Annotated in this window: 12 protein-coding genes; 2 read left to right on the top strand and 10 right to left on the bottom strand. The window is 60.4% G+C overall.

What is annotated here, in order from left to right; translation table 11 throughout:
* Nucleotides 1-597: 597 nt before the first annotated feature.
* The 7 genes from BB334_RS06810 to fic form a co-directional block, all read right to left on the bottom strand.
* On the bottom strand, nucleotides 598-3,624 hold the full coding sequence (locus tag BB334_RS06810; protein ID WP_068806059.1) for a type I restriction endonuclease subunit R: 3,027 nt from the start codon (nucleotides 3,622-3,624) through the stop codon (nucleotides 598-600).
* Complete coding sequence (locus BB334_RS06805; RefSeq protein ID WP_068806056.1) at nucleotides 3,621-4,247, bottom strand: retron system putative HNH endonuclease; 627 nt, start codon at nucleotides 4,245-4,247, stop codon at nucleotides 3,621-3,623. Before BB334_RS06805 ends, BB334_RS06810 begins: the two co-directional genes overlap by 4 nt.
* A 283-nt stretch (nucleotides 4,248-4,530) precedes the next feature.
* Nucleotides 4,531-5,616, bottom strand: a complete 1,086-nt coding sequence (locus BB334_RS06800; protein ID WP_068803382.1) for an IS5 family transposase — start codon at nucleotides 5,614-5,616, stop codon at nucleotides 4,531-4,533.
* A gap of 77 nt (nucleotides 5,617-5,693) precedes the next feature.
* Nucleotides 5,694-7,010 (bottom strand): AAA family ATPase, encoded by a 1,317-nt coding sequence (locus BB334_RS06795; RefSeq protein WP_068806053.1) that lies wholly within the window; start codon nucleotides 7,008-7,010, stop codon nucleotides 5,694-5,696.
* On the bottom strand, nucleotides 7,007-8,272 hold the full coding sequence (locus BB334_RS06790) for a restriction endonuclease subunit S (protein WP_068806050.1): 1,266 nt from the start codon (nucleotides 8,270-8,272) through the stop codon (nucleotides 7,007-7,009). Before BB334_RS06790 ends, BB334_RS06795 begins: the two co-directional genes overlap by 4 nt.
* Nucleotides 8,272-10,422 carry a type I restriction-modification system subunit M gene (locus BB334_RS06785; RefSeq protein ID WP_068806047.1) on the bottom strand — a complete coding sequence of 717 codons (2,151 nt, stop codon included), beginning with the start codon at nucleotides 10,420-10,422 and terminating at the stop codon, nucleotides 8,272-8,274. The genes BB334_RS06790 and BB334_RS06785 overlap by 1 nt, the downstream gene beginning before the upstream one ends.
* 24 nt (nucleotides 10,423-10,446) lie before the next feature.
* Nucleotides 10,447-11,529: a protein adenylyltransferase Fic gene (gene fic / locus BB334_RS06780; protein ID WP_068806044.1), complete on the bottom strand. Its 1,083-nt coding sequence runs from the start codon at nucleotides 11,527-11,529 to the stop codon at nucleotides 10,447-10,449.
* 239 nt (nucleotides 11,530-11,768) lie between these two features.
* On the opposite strand from fic, the gene BB334_RS06775 reads away from it, so the two are divergent.
* Nucleotides 11,769-12,461 carry a hypothetical protein gene (locus BB334_RS06775; RefSeq protein WP_158014374.1) on the top strand — a complete coding sequence of 231 codons (693 nt, stop codon included), beginning with the start codon at nucleotides 11,769-11,771 and terminating at the stop codon, nucleotides 12,459-12,461.
* 135 nt (nucleotides 12,462-12,596) lie between these two features.
* Here BB334_RS06775 and BB334_RS06770 read toward each other — a convergent pair whose 3' ends face one another.
* Nucleotides 12,597-13,304 (bottom strand): hypothetical protein, encoded by a 708-nt coding sequence (locus BB334_RS06770; RefSeq protein ID WP_068806038.1) that lies wholly within the window; start codon nucleotides 13,302-13,304, stop codon nucleotides 12,597-12,599.
* Nucleotides 13,305-13,411: 107 nt separating this feature from the next.
* On the opposite strand from BB334_RS06770, the gene BB334_RS06765 reads away from it, so the two are divergent.
* Entirely contained in the window at nucleotides 13,412-14,734 is a 1,323-nt protein-coding gene (locus tag BB334_RS06765) for an ISL3 family transposase (RefSeq protein WP_068806035.1), read from the top strand.
* On the opposite strand, the gene BB334_RS06760 is transcribed toward BB334_RS06765, so the two are convergent.
* On the bottom strand, nucleotides 14,722-15,006 hold the full coding sequence (locus tag BB334_RS06760) for a hypothetical protein (protein ID WP_158014373.1): 285 nt from the start codon (nucleotides 15,004-15,006) through the stop codon (nucleotides 14,722-14,724). The genes BB334_RS06765 and BB334_RS06760 overlap by 13 nt on opposite strands.
* Before the next feature lie 248 nt (nucleotides 15,007-15,254).
* The gene (locus tag BB334_RS06755) at nucleotides 15,255-16,337 is read right to left on the bottom strand and encodes a type IV secretion system protein (protein WP_068806029.1); all 1,083 of its coding nucleotides are present in this window, start codon (nucleotides 16,335-16,337) and stop codon (nucleotides 15,255-15,257) included.
* Between the last annotated feature and the right edge of the window lies 1 nt (nucleotide 16,338).

Here is a 16,338-nt window from a genome sequence, read left to right as displayed (position 1 = left end):
GGAGTCTCAAGGCTGAGCAGTTGATCACAGCGTAGCGAGCCCCGGAAGGATGGGGTTCGTGGAGCGCTTACCATGCACTGGGGATAGGAAAACCAGCGGCGCCGGAGCAATTGGCGCTGTTGTAGTGGCATTTTTGAAAGTGTGCTCCAGAAAACACAAGCACTTGCGAGCGTAACTGTCGAACTCGGGCGGCCTCGATCGCCGACAGGTGCGACAACCAAAACGTGCTGCGCTCCGACATGCTCGTGCTCCCCGGAAAACGGAAGCCGAAGCATGCGGGCTCACCCAGGGCTACGTAAGGATGGGGTTCGTGGAGCGCTTACGGCGCAAGTGCTTGATTCTGCTGGTGGGCCCTGCGGGATTCGAACCCGCAACCAAAGGATTATGAGTTTCCTTTTAAATCAATATGTTATTGATATTGAAGGGAAGTTGAGCATAGATCAAGCATACTGAAGATATGTAAGAATCAGTAGCTTAGCGAAGCTGAACATACGTGTCTGAAGCTGGTGTTTGTACTGCTTGCGTACCGAAGAGCGCGCTTCAAGCTGGCGTGCTGCCAAAGCGCTAGTCCGTTGCTGGCAGCACGTGTCTATCGCTTCAGATTCGTTTCCGGTGCTCTCGATTGAGTTGATCGTAGACCTGAGCACCGAGCCACCTTGAGACCACTTCCTGAAGGTCTGGCTTGGTCATGTAGTCGGCAAAAAGCTCGTCGTTGAGTTCCATGCGCTCGATGAACAGGGACTCAAGTACCTGGCGGAAGACCAACTGGAACTTGTCGAGCGAATTCACTTCTGCTGCACGTTGCAACGACTCGTTCTGGCTTGCGGCCTCGGCGATCTGATCGAAGAAGAGCTGATCGGCGTCGTTCAACTCCCCTCCAAAACGTTGATTGATGATGTCGATCAGGCGCGACAGGGACACGTGGTCCTCGCGCACCATCCCCGACCCGACTTCGCGGGGTCCGTCGAGCGGCTTGGCGTAGCCCTGGTTCAGGCTGATGGATCCCTCGCTGATCTTTTGAAGGCGGTAGTAGCCGAGTTCGACCTCTTCGTCGAACTGGTACCCAGGCCCGCTCTTGCGCTTGGGGAGCTTCAGCGCCAGATAACGCAGGTAGGTGAACAGCTTCTCCAGATCGCTGTCCTGGTAGGGAATGACCTGGCTCAGGAAACCATAGAGATTACGGAAGGCCTGCAGCTTGCCACGCCAGAGCTCGGCCTCTTCCTCCTCGCCGGCCTGCAACTGCTTGAAGCGCTCAACCGCCTTGTCGAGCAGCGCGTTCATGGACTTGTGGTCGCCCGGGCTCTGCCTGCGTTTGGGTGCGAAAAAGACCTGCGAGAACGCGTCGATCTCTGCCTGCAGGTAGATGCCGGAAGCGTCGAGTTCGGCCTTGACCTCATACAGGCGGTCCGGGTCGACATCTTCGCCCATCACCGAACCCTCGTAGTACTGCCGAAAAGCTTCCTGGATCTCCTTCGGGTCATTGACGAAGTCGAGTACGAAGGTGTCGTCCTTGAGCGGATGCGTGCGATTCAAGCGAGACAGGGTCTGCACCGCCTGGATGCCCGATAGCCGCTTGTCCACGTACATCGTATGCAGCAGCGGTTGATCGAATCCGGTTTGGTATTTCTCTGCCACTAGCAGCACGCGGAAGTCGGGCTTGCCGAAGGTCTCAGGAAGGTCTTTCTCCTTCAGGCCCGAGTTCATGTCGACTTCCGTGTATGTCTTCCCCGGAATCTTGTCGTCCTCTACAGCACCCGAGAAGGCGACTAGGCTCTTGATGGGGTAACCCTTCTCTTTGATGTAGCGATCGAACTCCTGCTTGTAACGCACGGCCTCGAGCCGCGAGCCGGTCACCACCATCGCTTTTGCATGGCCGCCGATCTTGTGGAGGGTGAAGTGCTGGAAGTGTTCCACCATCACCTCGGTTCTCTGTCCGATGTTGTGAGGGTGCAGGCGCATGAAGCGGGCCAGCGCCTTGGCGGCCTTCTTACGCTCGACGTTGGGGTCGCCCTCGGCTTTCTTGATCAGCTTGTAGTAGGTTTTGTAGGTGACGTAGTTCTTGAGCACATCCTCAATGAAACCTTCCTCGATCGCCTGGCGCATGGTGTAGCGGTGGAAGGGTTCGCCGTTCCGGCCGAAAATCGCCAGCGTCTTGTGCTTGGGCGTGGCGGTGAAGGCGAAGAAGCTCATGTTCGGCTGCCGGCCGCGCTTGGCCATGGAACGGAACAGGCGCTCCAACTCGACTTCGCCTTCCTCCTCAGCCATCTCTTGCGCCTTCTTGCGCAACTCGGCTCCGCCCAGCACGCCCTTCAATTCCGTGGCCGTCTCGCCTGATTGCGAACTGTGCGCTTCGTCGATGATCACCGCGTACCTGCGCGTGGGCAGATGGCTCTTGCCGCCCTCGCCGCGCTCCTCGTTCAGCTTGGCCAGCTGCCCCGACACGAAGGGGAATTTCTGCAGCGTGGTGATGATGATCGGCACGCCCGCTTCCAGCGCCTCGGCCAACTGGCGCGAATCCTCGTCAATCTTCTGCACCACGCCCTGGCGGTGATCGAACTGGTAGATGGTGTTCTGCAGCTGGCGATCGAGCACCACGCGATCGGTGATGACCACCACGCTGTCGAACAGCCGTTCGTCGCGTTCGTTGTGCAGGCTGGACAGCCGATGCGCCAGCCAGGCAATAGTGTTGCTCTTGCCGCTGCCGGCCGAGTGCTCGACCAGGTAGTTATGACCCACGCCCTCGCTCACGGCGGACGCCACCATCCGGCGCACCGCCTGCAACTGGTGGTAGCGAGGGAAGATCAGGCTCTCCTTGCGTACCTTCTTGCCTTCGTCGGTCGTCTTCTCTTCCACATCCAGATGCAGGAAGCGGGCGAGCAGGTCGAGCAGGCTGTCGCGCTGCAGCACCTCTTCCCACAGGTAGGCGGTCTTGTAGTTGCGTCCCTCGCGATCGGGCGGGTTGCCGGCGCCGCCGTCCATGCCCCGATTGAAGGGCAGGAAATAGGTGGACGAACCCGCCAGGCGCGTGGCCATGTGGGCCTCCTCGGTGTCCACCGCAAAGTGCACCAGACTGCGCTTGGTGAACACGAAGATCGGTTCGCGCGGGTCGCGGTCGTGGCGGTACTGGTGGATGGCATTGGCTGCCGTCTGGCCACTCAGGGGATTCTTCAGCTCCAGCGTCACCACCGGAATGCCGTTGACCGACAGCACCACATCGAGCGACTTTTCCGACTTCGGGCTGAAGTGCAACTGGCGGGTCAGTCCCAGCCGATTGGCCTGGTAGCGCGCCTCCAGTTCCGGGTTCAAGCCGTGGGCGGGGCGGAAGAAGGCAATCCGCAGCGTGCGCCCGAAGCATTTGAAGCCGTGGCGCAGAGTCGCCAGCGCGCCATGGGTATCCAGCCACTTGCACAGCGATTCCAGCACGCGGGCGCCGGTCTGTTCGCCGTGCAATGCCTCCAGCTTCTCCCACACCTTGCCCTGGGTGGCGCGGATGAAGGCCAGTGCTTCGCTGGGGAAGATCGCGCGCTCGCGGTCAAAGCCTTTGGTATCGACCCGCGTGTAGCCCTCGCCCAGCAAGACCGCCTCGATGGCGGTTTCAAAAGCAGCTTCACTGGTGCGCTTCATGCGGGCAATCTCTTCAGCTTCTTCAGCAGATAGTGGGCAACGATTTGCGAGAAGGGAGGCAGCTCGCTGCCCAAAGAGCCATCCCACTTCGGAAGCTCTCTCGCATGATCAAGCTTTGCGTTTCCAAGGCCTTGAAGGAAACCGGTCAAAGCGTATTTTCGGTTCTCCGTAAGCCGGCTCAAGTTGAGATTGAGTACCTCATTAATCGCCGTTCTTACCGCCTCATCGTCCGATGTGATCTCCCCATTGCCCAAGAAGCGAATCTTGCGCTCGATCGGGTGGGCTGGATCACATACGCTGAAGCACAGGTCTCTGTTGCCCTTATGGGTATCACAGTGTTGCCTGTCGATGGGCTGTCCCTCGTTTCCTTTGCACACGCCGTGCAGATTGCCAAAATCGAGCTGCCGCTCTGGGTAGTCGGTCTGGCATTGCCAGTGTTCGATCTTCATGTCCTCGGCCGTGGCCCGAATACGAGACTGGCAGTAGCAGCACACGCCGCGCTGCTCATTCACCAAGGCTTGCCGCAGGGCCGCCTTGTCCGCGTAGTTGTTGTAGTCGGCATGCGGCTGCTTGCGATGTTGGGTCAAAGTGGCGGGTTCTGGCCCTTTCCGGATTGTCCGCATCTATTCGGCTCCCTCCAGAAAACGGATCAGTGAGCTGGCACGGGTCAGTTCGGGCTCATCCTCGCCTAGCAGGGTGTTGAAAATTCTCGCTTCACCTTCGGTTCCCAGCCGCCTGGAAAAAAATCGACGCAGAAAAGAGCCGACCCGAGCCGCCCTGATGACGATTCCAGCCGTTTTCCCAGCCGATTGTGCAACCGCAATCGAGCAGCGCTCCCGTCGCTGCAAAGACACCGTATTCAACCGTCAAATGCCGCAACGCAAGTGGCGCGATAGCGCCATCGGGTTACGGCGCCAGCAAATTACCCAGCCGCGTCAGGTTGTAGGCGGCGAAATTGAGCAGCGCATGCGCGCGAATCGTGTCCAGCCCGCGCGCCATCAGGCGGCGCAGCGTGCCGATGTCCTTGGCCCAGCCAAACGCCTCTTCGATCATCTTGCGACGACGCAGGCTCACCGCATAGCCTTCGGTAGCCTTGACCGCCACGGGCACGGCGCTGCCCTTGGTCTTGGCGGCAACGTGCGCCAGCACGCCCAGCGGCGTGAGCGCAGCGATGAACTCGGCCGTGTCGTAACCCCGGTCGGCCGCCAACGTCGGCTGATGCGTCGCGTCGGCCGGCTTCACGGTGCGCTTGACCATCACCAGCGCGGCCTCGCGCTCGGCAGTGCCGGTAGCCTGGGTGGTGTGCACATCGACGATCAGCCCGTTGCGGTTCTCCGCCAGCGCATGGGTTGTGAAGCTCAGGTAGGCGCCTGCGCCGCCCTTGCTGGCGAGCAAGGCGTCCGGGTCGGTGCGCGAGACGTGCGTCGCGTTCGAACGTTTCTGCCCCCGGAAGTCCACCTCGGGGTTGCGTCCCTGATCCGGCCCCGGGGGCTCGTCCGAACCGTCGCGTGCGGCCAGGCTCTTGTGCGAAGCCCACGCCCGCAGCAGCGAGCCGTCGACGCTGAAGTGCTCGTCCGAGACCAGATCGGCCCACTCGGCAATCGCCACCACGCCACCGAAGAACTCGCGCATCACGCTTTCCTTGAGCAAGCGCTCGCGATTGGCCGAGAACGTCGAGTGATCCCACACCGCCTCGTCCAGCGTCAGGCCCACGAACCAGCGATACATCATGTTGAAGTCGATATGCTCGACCAGTACGCGCTCCGAGCGAATCGAAAACAGGCATTGCAGCAACGACGCGCGCAGCAGCCGCTCCGGGGCAATCGAGGGACGGCCGCCTTCGGCATAGAGCGAATCGAAAGTGGGCGACATCGCACGCAGAACCAGATCGGCCAGCACCTTCACCCGCCGCAATGGATGATCCTGAGGAATTCGCTCCTCGATATTCACGTAGCTGAACAAGGCGTTCTGTTTATGATCGGTGCCGCGCATCGGAATTGTCAGACCGTTAATGCAACAAGCATTATAGCAGATCTAAAACCCTTGCACTTACTGGGAAACGTATTAAATCAACACCCTGCTAGCTTGCTTGCGAGGGCCGCGATTACGGATCGAGCGTCGTCGAAGCGCTCCTGGTCGATCAGTTCGAATAGAGTTTTCAGTTCACCGTCCACTTGTCGGTTGCGCACTAGCGCGCCCATCAGCTCTTGAAGGATGCGGTTGGCATCCATGCCATAGGCCTCTGTCGGTACGGTCACGCTCACCTTGCCATCCACAAACTCGAGAAAGCGCACACAGCGCGCAGGCACCTCGCCCAGCACCAACGGGGAATGGGTGGTGACCACGAACTGGCAGGATTGGAAGGTCTCCCGCAGGCGCTGAAGCACATCGCGCTGCCACTTGGGATGCAGGTGCAGCTCGATCTCGTCGATCAATACCAGTGCCACACCGTCGGCGATGGGGTTGTCACTGTCCGGGTTGGCAATGGACAGGCGTCGGGTGAGGTCGAAAACCAGGGCCAGCAGGCCGCGTTCACCATCAGAGAGTTGCTCAAGAAACAGTGGTTGGCCACGCTTTGTCACGCTGAAACGCGGCGGGCGAGCATCGTGCAATTCCAGGTCGCAGACCTCAGGCAGAAATGTCTGAATCGCTTGCTGCAGGTGCTGGAAAAGTCGATCTTTGGTCGCCGTAGTTGCCTCGGATGCAACAACCCGATACCAATTGGCGAAATCGTTAAGCGACACCTCCAGTTGGTTGAGCGCCTTGTCATACGCCGTTGCTGCGTCGAGCTTCTTTGTCTTGGGCAGTGCCGGTGGAAGTCGAGACAGAAAGCGAGAGGTGGTGTAGAACACGGCAAATGGCTGCTGACGGCACTCCTTTAGGGCAGCAAGCAGGTCGTCTGCATCAATCGCTGAGTCATCGGGCAAAATTCGGACAGCAGGAACGTCTGAGGTCTGACCAAGCTGGAATTCAATCAGCCTGATTTCGTCGTTGATCTCCTGTTCTTCTTTTGAACCCTTCTTGGTCTCGCGTGTGGCAAAGCGCAGCTCATCTCGACGCTTGATCAGCGTCTCTGTTTTGTCGGCAGCCAGTGGTGCCGCGCGGTTCAGATCGACAATGACCGTTGCCGTATCGAGGCCAAGCGTCACCGACATGGCGAGCCCAGGCTTGCCCGATTGAACGTCGGTATCGTTCAAGCCGAGAGGAGTCTCCCGGGAGACCGTGAACTTCGGCAGCGCCAGCGATAGCGCGCTCGTCAGTGCCTTCAAAACACCGGATTTTCCCACACCGTTGACGCCCGCAATCACCGTCACATCATCGGCAAAATCGAGGTCGATCTGATCGAAGCCTCGAAAGTTGGCCAGCGCGATTTTCTTCAGCTTCATCCAGCCATCTCCTCCAACGGGATCTGCCCGGTGACTGCAGCCGAGATCAGTGCGGCGCGGCGCTCCTTCAGGAGGCTGATAGAGCTTCTAATGTATTCGCGGACTGGAGCCGATATCTCGGCATCGCGTTCGAGGAAGGTGATGATCTCCTCCTGTTCGGCCTTTGGCGGCAGTGGGATGTGAATTTCCCCGTATCGCGTCGGACTCAAGTTGGCCTGGCCGATCGCCGGAATCGCGTTCTTTCGAGCGAACTCCAGAAACAATGACGAATTCAGTAGCGCGACCAAGTATTGCGGCGTTGCGCGATGATTCGTACGAATACGAACCAGATAGGAAGCGAAGGTCAAGGGCTCGTCTGGGTCGAAATCCACTAGCCCGACCTTTGCGATCTGATCAAGACTGTTCGTTCGGTTGAAGAGCAGATCGTTTCGCCGGAGCAGCAAGTGGCCGTCGACCTCCGTAATCATTCCGGACTTCGAAACATCAACCCTACCATCGACAATGCAGCTCATACGGAGGACTGCAATTTCTCCTTCGTCTCTGATGCTTTCCGACAACCCATAGTCCGATGAAGCCCAGGTGCGCTTCAATTGGCAGGTATTCCAGTGCGCTGGAACTTCGTCTAGCCACTCTAGGCCGGAGGGTTTGAGCGGGGCGTTGGGGTCGAGGCCGCGGGTGACGACGCGGCTGATGAGGCCAGCGCGCTTTTCTTCCAGTAACGCCAGCATGCGTTCCTTTTCGGCAATCAGTCCGTCGATGCGGGCGGTTTCGCGGTCGAGGTAGTTGGCGATAAGTCGCTGAGCACTGATTTTCGGCAAGCTGACCTTGATGTCGCCGAGATCTGAAGCATTGATAGCCGGATAGCTGACGCCGGTAGATCGGCTCTCTACCTCCCACAGAAACTTGCTTGCCCGAAGGGCATACTTGCAGAACCGGTGGTCGAGCAAGTTCGACGGCCTGACGACGGCAAATCCTGTCGAGACGATTAAATTGTCCGGTGGATTCTCGACCGGCGCTATAGCCTGAAGGTAGGTGCGTACGGTTGAGATGATGACATCACCATCACGCACGACGCGGCGGGCACGGCTGGGCGCATCTTCGAAGCGATAGTTGACGATGTCGTGGACTCGCCCTTGAGAATCAACGTTGCCGATGTCGATGTAAGCCAATTCAAAATCAGCGTCGGAGGACTCTGAGAGTGCCTCGTCGTTGATGGTCGCCGCGTACTTGAGACGTTGTGCCGGAAACGGTGTTGTCGGCATCACTCCGTCACCTCCCGCAGCAAGCCCAGGATCCGCTTTTCAACCTTGGCCAGATCGGCATCGATCTCGGCCAGCGGCCTCGGCGGCTGGTACTGGAAGAACACGCGGTTGAAGTTGATCTCGTAGCCCACCTTGCCGATGCCGCCGTCCTGCTCGTCCAGCGTCTCGCGGTCGATCCATGCATCCGACACATAAGGCTGAACTTCGCGCTGGAAATAGCTGACGATGTCTTCCTTGAGCGGGATGCTCTCGAAGTCCTTCAGCGCCGGGTCGGGTTCGTATTCGACGTGCTTGCCCTTGCCTGCAGCGTGCAGACCCAGAAGGGCGTAAAAGGCTTCGTCCTCGAGGGGGGGTACCCCCTGAGGGAACAAGGCTTCCTCATCGAGCGTGAACTTGATGTGGCGCTTGGCAATGACGGGCGCGGCCTCTGGGTCCGTTACGGTGAAGCAGTCGCGGAAGATCTTCTTCTGTGCTGTGCCTTTGGCGCCCTTGGCCCAGCCTTCGACATCATCCGGCAGGGTTCTGAATATCTGCTGCACTGCGTCCCAGGTTTCGTTCCAGTCCAGCAGCGGTTCGCTGTCGAGTGCGTCCTGCACGGCCAACAGGGCGTCGTACAGCTCGGGGCAGGTATTGAGGAAGCGTTCGCAGGCGTCCTCGGTGATCTGGAAGCGCAGGCGCAGCGGGCGCAGCACGGTGATGCGGCGATAGCCGAAATCGGCGTTGTCGAAGACGCGGCTGGTCTGGCTCTCCTCCATGGAGCCGTGTTCGCGGGTGATAAGCTCAAGCGCGGTGTGGTCCAGGTAGCGGCGTTTGTCGCCGAGGCTGCGCTTCATCGGCGTATAGCGCTCGCGGGCGTCGATGAGCTGGATCTTGCCCTTGCGGTGCCCAGCCTTGCGGTTGGTGACCACCCAGATGAAGGTGCCGATGCCGGTGTTGTAGAACATCTGCTCCGGCAGGGCGACGATGGCTTCAAGCATGTCGTGTTCGATGATCCAGCGGCGGATCTCGCTTTCGCCGCTGCCGGCGCCACCGGTGAACAAGGGGGAACCGTTGAAGACGATGGCGGCTCGCGAACCCGGCAGATCCTTGTTGCCAGATTGGTAGTCCGCGAACTTGCTGATCATGTGAAGCAGGAAGAGCAGCGCGCCATCGTTGATCCGGGGCAGCTTGCCTCGGTATATCTGCCCGTTCGGCCCTTGGCCACGGAAACTGGGCCAGCGGTCGATTTCCTTCTTCTCGGCCTTCCAGTCCACGCCGAATGGCGGGTTGGCGAGCAGGTAGTCGAACCAGTGCATGTCCTCAAAACGGTCGTCGATCAGGGTGTTGCCGAGTTCGACGCGGCTATCCTTTTGGCCCTTGATCAGCAGGTCGGATGCGGCCACCGCATAGGAACGTGGGTTGTAGTCTTGCCCGTAGACTTTGACGGTTGCCTGCTCGTTGTGAGCGCGAATCCAATTCTGTGCCTCGGCCAGCATGCCCCCTGTGCCGCAGGCAGGATCGCAAATGGTGACGATGACGCCGGCCTGGGTGAGCACGTCGGTGTCCGGCTCCAGCAGCAGGTTGACCATGAGCTGAATCACTTCACGTGGGGTGAAGTGATCGCCCGCCGTCTCATTGGCCGATTCGTTGAAGCGGCGGATCAGGTCCTCGAACACCAGCCCCATGGTGATGTTGTCGACGCGCCTGGGATGCAGGTCAATCTCGGCGAATTGGGCGACAACCTGGTAGAGACGGTTGGATTCCTCGAGCTTTTCGATCTCTTTACTGAACTCGAAGCGCTCGAAGATCTTGCGGACGTTCTCCGAGAACCCCTGGATGTAGTCCTCCAGATGGCGGCCGATGTTGTCCGGATCGCCCTTGAGCTTGTAGAAGTCGAGCTGGCTGTGGTTGTGGAAACCCAATGAGCGCCCGTCCTCGTCTTTGGCCAGGTTGTTGAGGATGGCGTCGATGTTGGGGGTGTTCTTCGCTTTGAGTGCTTCGTAGCGCTTGAGCACCTCGTCTTTGGAGGACGCGAGTACGGCATCGAAGCGGCGTAGCACGGTCAAGGGCAACATCACGCGCTCATACTGTGGCGGGCGGTAGGGGCCACGCAGCAGGTCGGCGACGGACCAGATGAAGTTGGCGAGCTGTTGGAAGTTGCTATTTGTCATTGCTGATCTGCCCAGGCAGCCATGTCAGGCTGCGGAAAGTGCTTGAATCAGGTGCGGGTTGATGAAGAGCTTCTCCCGTCCGGCCTTCATCTCGCGCAGGAGGCCGATGTCGACGAGTTGCTTGAGATAGACCGATGCCGTCTGGCGCTGGGCGATGTCGGCATCGACGACGTTGGCGATGCGGCAGTAGGGCTGCACGAAGATCAGCTCGGTCAGCTCGCGGGAGTAGATGCCGGGCGCGTCACGCTTCATCCGCTCTGCGGTTTCATCGATGAGCGCCCTAATTGCCTTGATGCGGGACGTTGTCCATTGCGCAGTACTGCGAACCGCGCCGAGCATGAACAGTATCCAGGGCTCCCAGGCGGCATCACGGCTGACGTTCAGCAGGAGCCGGTAGTAGTCCTGTTTGGCCTCGATGACGGCTTTGGACAGGTAGAGCACCGGGATGTCGAGCAAGCCCTGCTCGACCAGGTACAGCAGGTTGAGCACCCGGCCGGTTCGGCCATTGCCATCGACGAAAGGGTGGATGGCCTCGAACTGGTAGTGGCCGATGGCCATGCGTACCAGCGGGTCGATGTGCTCGGCCTCGTGCAAGAAGTGCTCCCAGTTGGAGAGCTTGTCGCGAATGCGTGCCTCACCTTCGGGCGGGGTGTAGATCACCTCGCCGCTGCGGTCGTTCATCAGCGCCGTGCCCGGCGTCTTGCGGATGTCGATAGCGACGCCCTTGATGGTGCGGCAGATGTCGACCGCGGTACGGGTCGTGAGTGGATGACGACTCAGCGATTGGAATCCCTCGCGCAGCGCTGTCCGATAGCGGAGCGCTTCCTTCGTCGCCGGGTCGGCCATGGACTCGCGATCATCGGCAAACTGGAAGAGGCGATCCGTCGTCGTCACGATGTTCTCGATCTCCGAGCTCGCCTGGGCTTCCAGCAAGGGAATGCTGTTGATCAGCACGGCCTGGTTGGGGATTAGCTCACCGGCCTGCTTGAGTTCGGCGACGGCGGCACGCGCCTCGATGCAGGCCTTCAGGATGGCCCGAGACTCGACTTCCGCCTGAGGGGGAAGGGCAGGGAGGTCGTTGTATGGCTTGCGCGGGTCGAAGGTCATGTGTCGATAGCAGGCTGATTCATCGACATTTCGATCGGACGTGTCGACGGATTCGACATGATATCGTTTCGTGTCGAAAAATGACGATATTCTCTACAAATTGGGCTCAGTTGAGCGGTGTCTAGGGGAGTGATGTGCAGAGACTGGAACGAGCAGTAGAGGCGGGAATGCACCGATTGCGGGGTGTGCCAGGGACGCAGATTGCGGCGGGACCGGCGCCCAGGGAGGTGGGTTACCGCTTGCTTTCGGCCCTCCTTAGCTTCGGTTTCTTCGCTCTGTACTCCCAGGCGGTGTTCATTCTCTTCATGGGGAACGAGGGCTTCTTCTCCTACGACATGCTGGTAAACGGGGCGGTCGGGATCGGTGTGTTCTTCCTTGCTACAGAGCTGACTATCGTGATGTTTGCGATCTCTGCTGTGGGGGTGGTGATCCCGGCGCTACGGTGGTGGTATCGCAGAAGTATCGACTGGGTACATGTCGCAGTGCTCGGCGTGGTCAACCTGTATGTCATCCTTGGCGTGGCTGGCGCGCTGAGCCGATCGCAACAGGACTGGATGATCTGGCTCGTGATCTTCGCCGTTAGCATCCTGGTATGCCTTCAAATCGGTGCCCTAATTCACGGAACAGCCAAGGACAGCCTGCGCAGCCTGGTTATCGTCTTGGTCTGTTTGCTGGGCATTACGGCCGTGGCGCACAAGGAGACCGTGGCGCTGCTCGAGTTCGGCCTCAAGCACTTTGGCGTTGGCGGCAACGTCCCCGTGACGCTCGAGCTGGAGCATCCGGCCGAGGCTAAGACGGTCGATGGGCGCCTCGTCTTCTTGTCTCCCGAGAACGCCTACGTCGTTCTGGATGGAGACAATCGGGTGTCGATCATTCCCCGGTCGAAGGCCGAGATCATCAGCGTTTCCTCCCGTAAGTCGCCCGCGATGTGATGTTTGCCGGCGTCAGCCTATCCTGCACTAGTCGTGCTTCACGCCCATTTTTTGGACATGTCCAAATTTTGGAACTGCGGGCAGCGTCTGTCTGTTGCTCGGCGGTGCGCTGAAGTTGTCTTGCGCACCGCTGCTTCAGCTTTTCCGGGTGGAGGGGCCTCCAATATCCTTGGTTGCCAGCTCAGCGTGCCGTGTGTTCATGGCCTCTACCATCTCGACTACCAGCTGATGAAGGGCGCCGATGCTCCGCTTGGTGAGCCGGAATTCTTCCAGGTTCGCTTTGTAGGCCGCCGCGAACTCCAGTGGCTCGATGACGCCGAACTCGTAGCTGACACATGTGCGAGTCGGATCTTCGGCAATCTGGTACGTGCCGTCAGGTTGCTCTACCGTGACGGGGGCTGGTCCAACCGATCGGTGTGCCCGGAGGATTTCGCCGGTATGAAACCTGGGGCCGAAGGAATGGCTCGTCAGGTTGCGGAAATCGCGGCTGTGTTTGCGGTAAGTCTTCGAGTCGATCTGCGTCCACAGATCGCGGAACCGTCGGTACGCGTTCCAGTGGGAGCCGAGACGATCCAGTTGCGCCAGTCGTTGCCGCACGGAGAAGCGAGTACCCGGCTTGAGCGCATCTTGGTCGAGGCGATCCTTGCTGTTCGGAACGGTGAAGCAGTTCGCATGGTGCAGGGCGGTTTCGGCAACTTCGAGAAGCCGTTCCGCCACCGCGCGGGGTTGGTACATCGCGAAGAACGCCAGGGGTTCGACAAAATGATAGGCGATCTCCCAGCGCGTTTCCTCGTCGTATTCGGGTAGCAGCTCGATCCAGGTGGCCCACTCGTGTAGCCGCATCGCCCAAACGTTGATGGCTCTGTGCCGTTTCCAGTGGAAATTGACTTCTCAACAAACATGACGATCGGTGGTACAACCGCCCGAACCTGACGCCGACCTTGCGCCCGATGAACACCCAGATCGAAGCCCTCTTCACCACCGCACTTGGCCTGCAGCCGCCCTGGCACGTCGCCAAGGTCGAGCTCAACATAGCCAAGCGGCGGATCGACTTCGAGGTCGAGCACACCGGCGGCCGTGCAACGTGTCCGGCGTGTGGGGCCGAGCACCAGCTGATCCACGATCGGGTGCGGCGCAGCTGGCGTCACCTGGATTTCTTTCAGTTCGAAGCGTGGCTGCATGCCGAGATCCCGCGCGTGCAGTGCAACGGCTGCGGCAAGACCACGCAGCTGCCGGTGCCGTGGGCGCGTGAGGGGAGCGGCTTTACCCTGCTGTTCGAGACGCTGAGCCTGTCGCTGTGCCAAGAGATGCCGGTGCGCCAGGCAGCCAACCAGTTGCGGGTTGCCCCGAAGCGCCTGTGGCGCCGCGTGCGCCATTACGTCGAGGTGGCCCGCGCCAAGGACGACATGTCGGGCGTCCGTTACGTTGGCATCGACGAGACCAGCGTCAAGCGCGGGCACGCGTACATCACCGTCGTGCATGACCTTGAAGCCAAGCGCCTGCTGTTTGCCACTCCCGGCCGCGATCACGGCACGTTGCAGGCCTTTGCCCAGGACATGCGTGCGCACGGCGGCGATCCGCTGGCCATTGAGCACGCCTGTATCGACATGAGCGCGGCCTACGCCAAGGGAATCGGCCAGTCGCTGCCCCATGCCCGGATCAGCTACGACCGCTTTCATGTCGTGGCGCTGGCCAACGCGGCGATGGACGAGGTGCGTCGCGAAGAGGTGCGTAGCTCGGCGGCAGCGGTGCGCGAAGCGGTCGGCGCACAGAGCAAGAAGACGCTGCGTCAGCTGCTGTGGGGGATGCGCAAGAACCCGGTGAGCTGGACCCGTGCCCAGTTCGAGGCGATGCACTGGCTGCAACGCTCGAATCTGAAGAGCGCGCGCGCCTGGCGCCTGAAGCAGGCACTGCGGCTGGTCTATCGCGATGCAGCCGCGAGCAACAGCGAGGAGATCGCACAAGGTGCCATGAACAAATGGCTGAGCTGGGCGCGCCGCAGCCGCCTCGAGCCCTTCAAGCGGCTGGCCCTCACCCTGAAGGCGCACCTCGGCGGCGTCGTGCGCGGCATGCTCGACGGACGCAGCAACGCCTACGTCGAAGCGATGAACGGCCTGCTCCAACAGACGAAGACCGCCGCCCGAGGCTTCCGCAACATCGAGAACTTCATCGCCATGGCCTACCTGCGCATGTCCAAGCTCAAGCATCTACCGCAGAACCCCCTGGTGCCGGCCGTCGCCCGCGACTACGGGCGCTACCGTCATGTTTGTTGAGAAGTCAATTTCCACTGGAAACGGCACAGAGCCACGTTGATGCCGTTGATGGCCTCGCGAACGGCGCTGGGGACGCTCCAGCTCCATTGAAAGCTGCCGTTTGCCTGCGAAGCATCGTCAGCGATGGCGAACGAGACCAGGCCGGGGAAGGTCTTTTGCCGGCTCCAGCCAAGCTCGTGGAATCGGGTGTATGCGCCAATCATGGCCTCTCGCCATCTGGCATTGGCGGAGGTGGGGTCTTCGTCGGGTTGCTCGTCGGGGTGTGTGCTCATGCGCCGGTCCATAAGAAGAATAGGAATATTATTCTTATGTTCTTGTTTCCGGCGTTGCGCTGAGCCAGCGGAACCTTATCCACGGCCCGAACCTGTGGGAAACCGGCCCGCGAGCCTACGCATCGCAAGAGGCCGGTTTTCCACAGGCGCCGCGCAGCGGCGGGGCGGTGGGTAAGGTGTTGAGTGGGGCGAGGAAGTGAAGGGCGCCCCGCACGGATGGGGCGCTGCTCGCTGAATCTGCCGCGTTGTCAGCTGCGTGCAGGGCGGTTCTGCTTCTGCATCAACTCACGAAGACCCGCGCGATAGGCGGGCTGAGGACTTGAGGCCACGCTGTTGCCCCCTTTCAGCGCGTTGACTGCCTGGAAGGCCTTGCCGCCCACCCAGCCTGAGAGATTGCCAACGCCGGCGATGGTCTTTCCTGCTGTTTGCCCGGCGCCTTTGCCAACGGCGGCTGCACTTCTTGCGGCGCCGGTCATCTGCCCGATGGAGAGGACAGCCATCGACAGTCCCCCAGCCAATGCAGACGCCATGCCTGCTACACCCTTGATGACCGCGTACAGGATGCCCGCGATGATCAGTAACTCGAATGCGATGAGCGCCATGTTCTGATCACCCGTCCCGACGGTGACCTTGGTCAGTTCGTGTTCGTAGATCATGACGCCGAGGGTGAGCACCGTTGCCGTGAGCACGACGATCAGGATGTGGTTGAGGACGTAGCCGATCCACTGGTCGAAGAATCTGGCGGTGACGGGAAACAGCAGCGCCATGATGAACAGCGGGCCGATGGCGAACAGGATCTTCAGCAACATTGTCGACATGACGATGGCGATGCCGCCGACCACTACAACGAGGGTCAGTCCGACGGCGATCAGAACGGCGCAGACGTACCAGGCGTAGGCGCTGGTCAGTTCGGTCCAGCCGGCCTCGCGGGCGTTCTGCATGCACTGGGCGATGAGGTCCATGCCTTGGCCCAGCGTGGCATCGAGCGTCCCATAGATCGTGCCGGTGCCTCCGCTGCCTACTGCGGCCGCAAGGGCGGCTTCCAAGCCTTTGAGCGTCTCCACCACGAGTGCCAGGTAGTTGCCGGCGTTGAGCGCGAGGGCGCCGATCAGCGCGATCTTCGCGCTCTTGACCAGGAAGTCGCCGAACGGCTGTTGCACCTTGCCGGCGATGATCAGGTAGCCGTACAGGGTGAAGTAGAGTGCTGCGCCCGAGATCGCCCATGGGGTGATCGTCGTGATCATGTCAGATGAGACGTTAGTGACGAACGCTGCGGTGGCATTGTCGATCGTGCCGCCAACGCCTTGGAAGACAGAAGTGGTGACGGCCATC

It is taken from the genome of Thauera phenolivorans, from assembly GCF_001696715.1.
GTDB classification, from domain to species: domain Bacteria; phylum Pseudomonadota; class Gammaproteobacteria; order Burkholderiales; family Rhodocyclaceae; genus Thauera; species Thauera phenolivorans.
Note: the sequence above shows the minus strand (reverse complement) of the source record. Positions and strands in the feature narration are given on the sequence as shown.

Bases quoted from the DNA above. Each gene is read 5' to 3' on its own strand.
- BB334_RS06810 (WP_068806059.1), bottom strand. From the start codon at position 3,624: ATGAAGCGCACCAGTGAAGCTGCTTTTGAAACCGCCATCGAGGCGGTC.
- BB334_RS06805 (WP_068806056.1), bottom strand. From the start codon at position 4,247: ATGCGGACAATCCGGAAAGGGCCAGAACCCGCCACTTTGACCCAACAT.
- BB334_RS06800 (WP_068803382.1), bottom strand. From the start codon at position 5,616: ATGCGCGGCACCGATCATAAACAGAACGCCTTGTTCAGCTACGTGAAT.
- BB334_RS06795 (WP_068806053.1), bottom strand. From the start codon at position 7,010: ATGAAGCTGAAGAAAATCGCGCTGGCCAACTTTCGAGGCTTCGATCAG.
- BB334_RS06790 (WP_068806050.1), bottom strand. From the start codon at position 8,272: ATGCCGACAACACCGTTTCCGGCACAACGTCTCAAGTACGCGGCGACC.
- BB334_RS06785 (WP_068806047.1), bottom strand. From the start codon at position 10,422: ATGACAAATAGCAACTTCCAACAGCTCGCCAACTTCATCTGGTCCGTC.
- fic (WP_068806044.1), bottom strand. From the start codon at position 11,529: ATGACCTTCGACCCGCGCAAGCCATACAACGACCTCCCTGCCCTTCCC.
- BB334_RS06770 (WP_068806038.1), bottom strand. From the start codon at position 13,304: ATGCGGCTACACGAGTGGGCCACCTGGATCGAGCTGCTACCCGAATAC.
- BB334_RS06765 (WP_068806035.1), top strand. From the start codon at position 13,412: ATGAACACCCAGATCGAAGCCCTCTTCACCACCGCACTTGGCCTGCAG.
- BB334_RS06760 (WP_158014373.1), bottom strand. From the start codon at position 15,006: ATGAGCACACACCCCGACGAGCAACCCGACGAAGACCCCACCTCCGCC.
- BB334_RS06755 (WP_068806029.1), bottom strand. From the start codon at position 16,337: ATGGCCGTCACCACTTCTGTCTTCCAAGGCGTTGGCGGCACGATCGAC.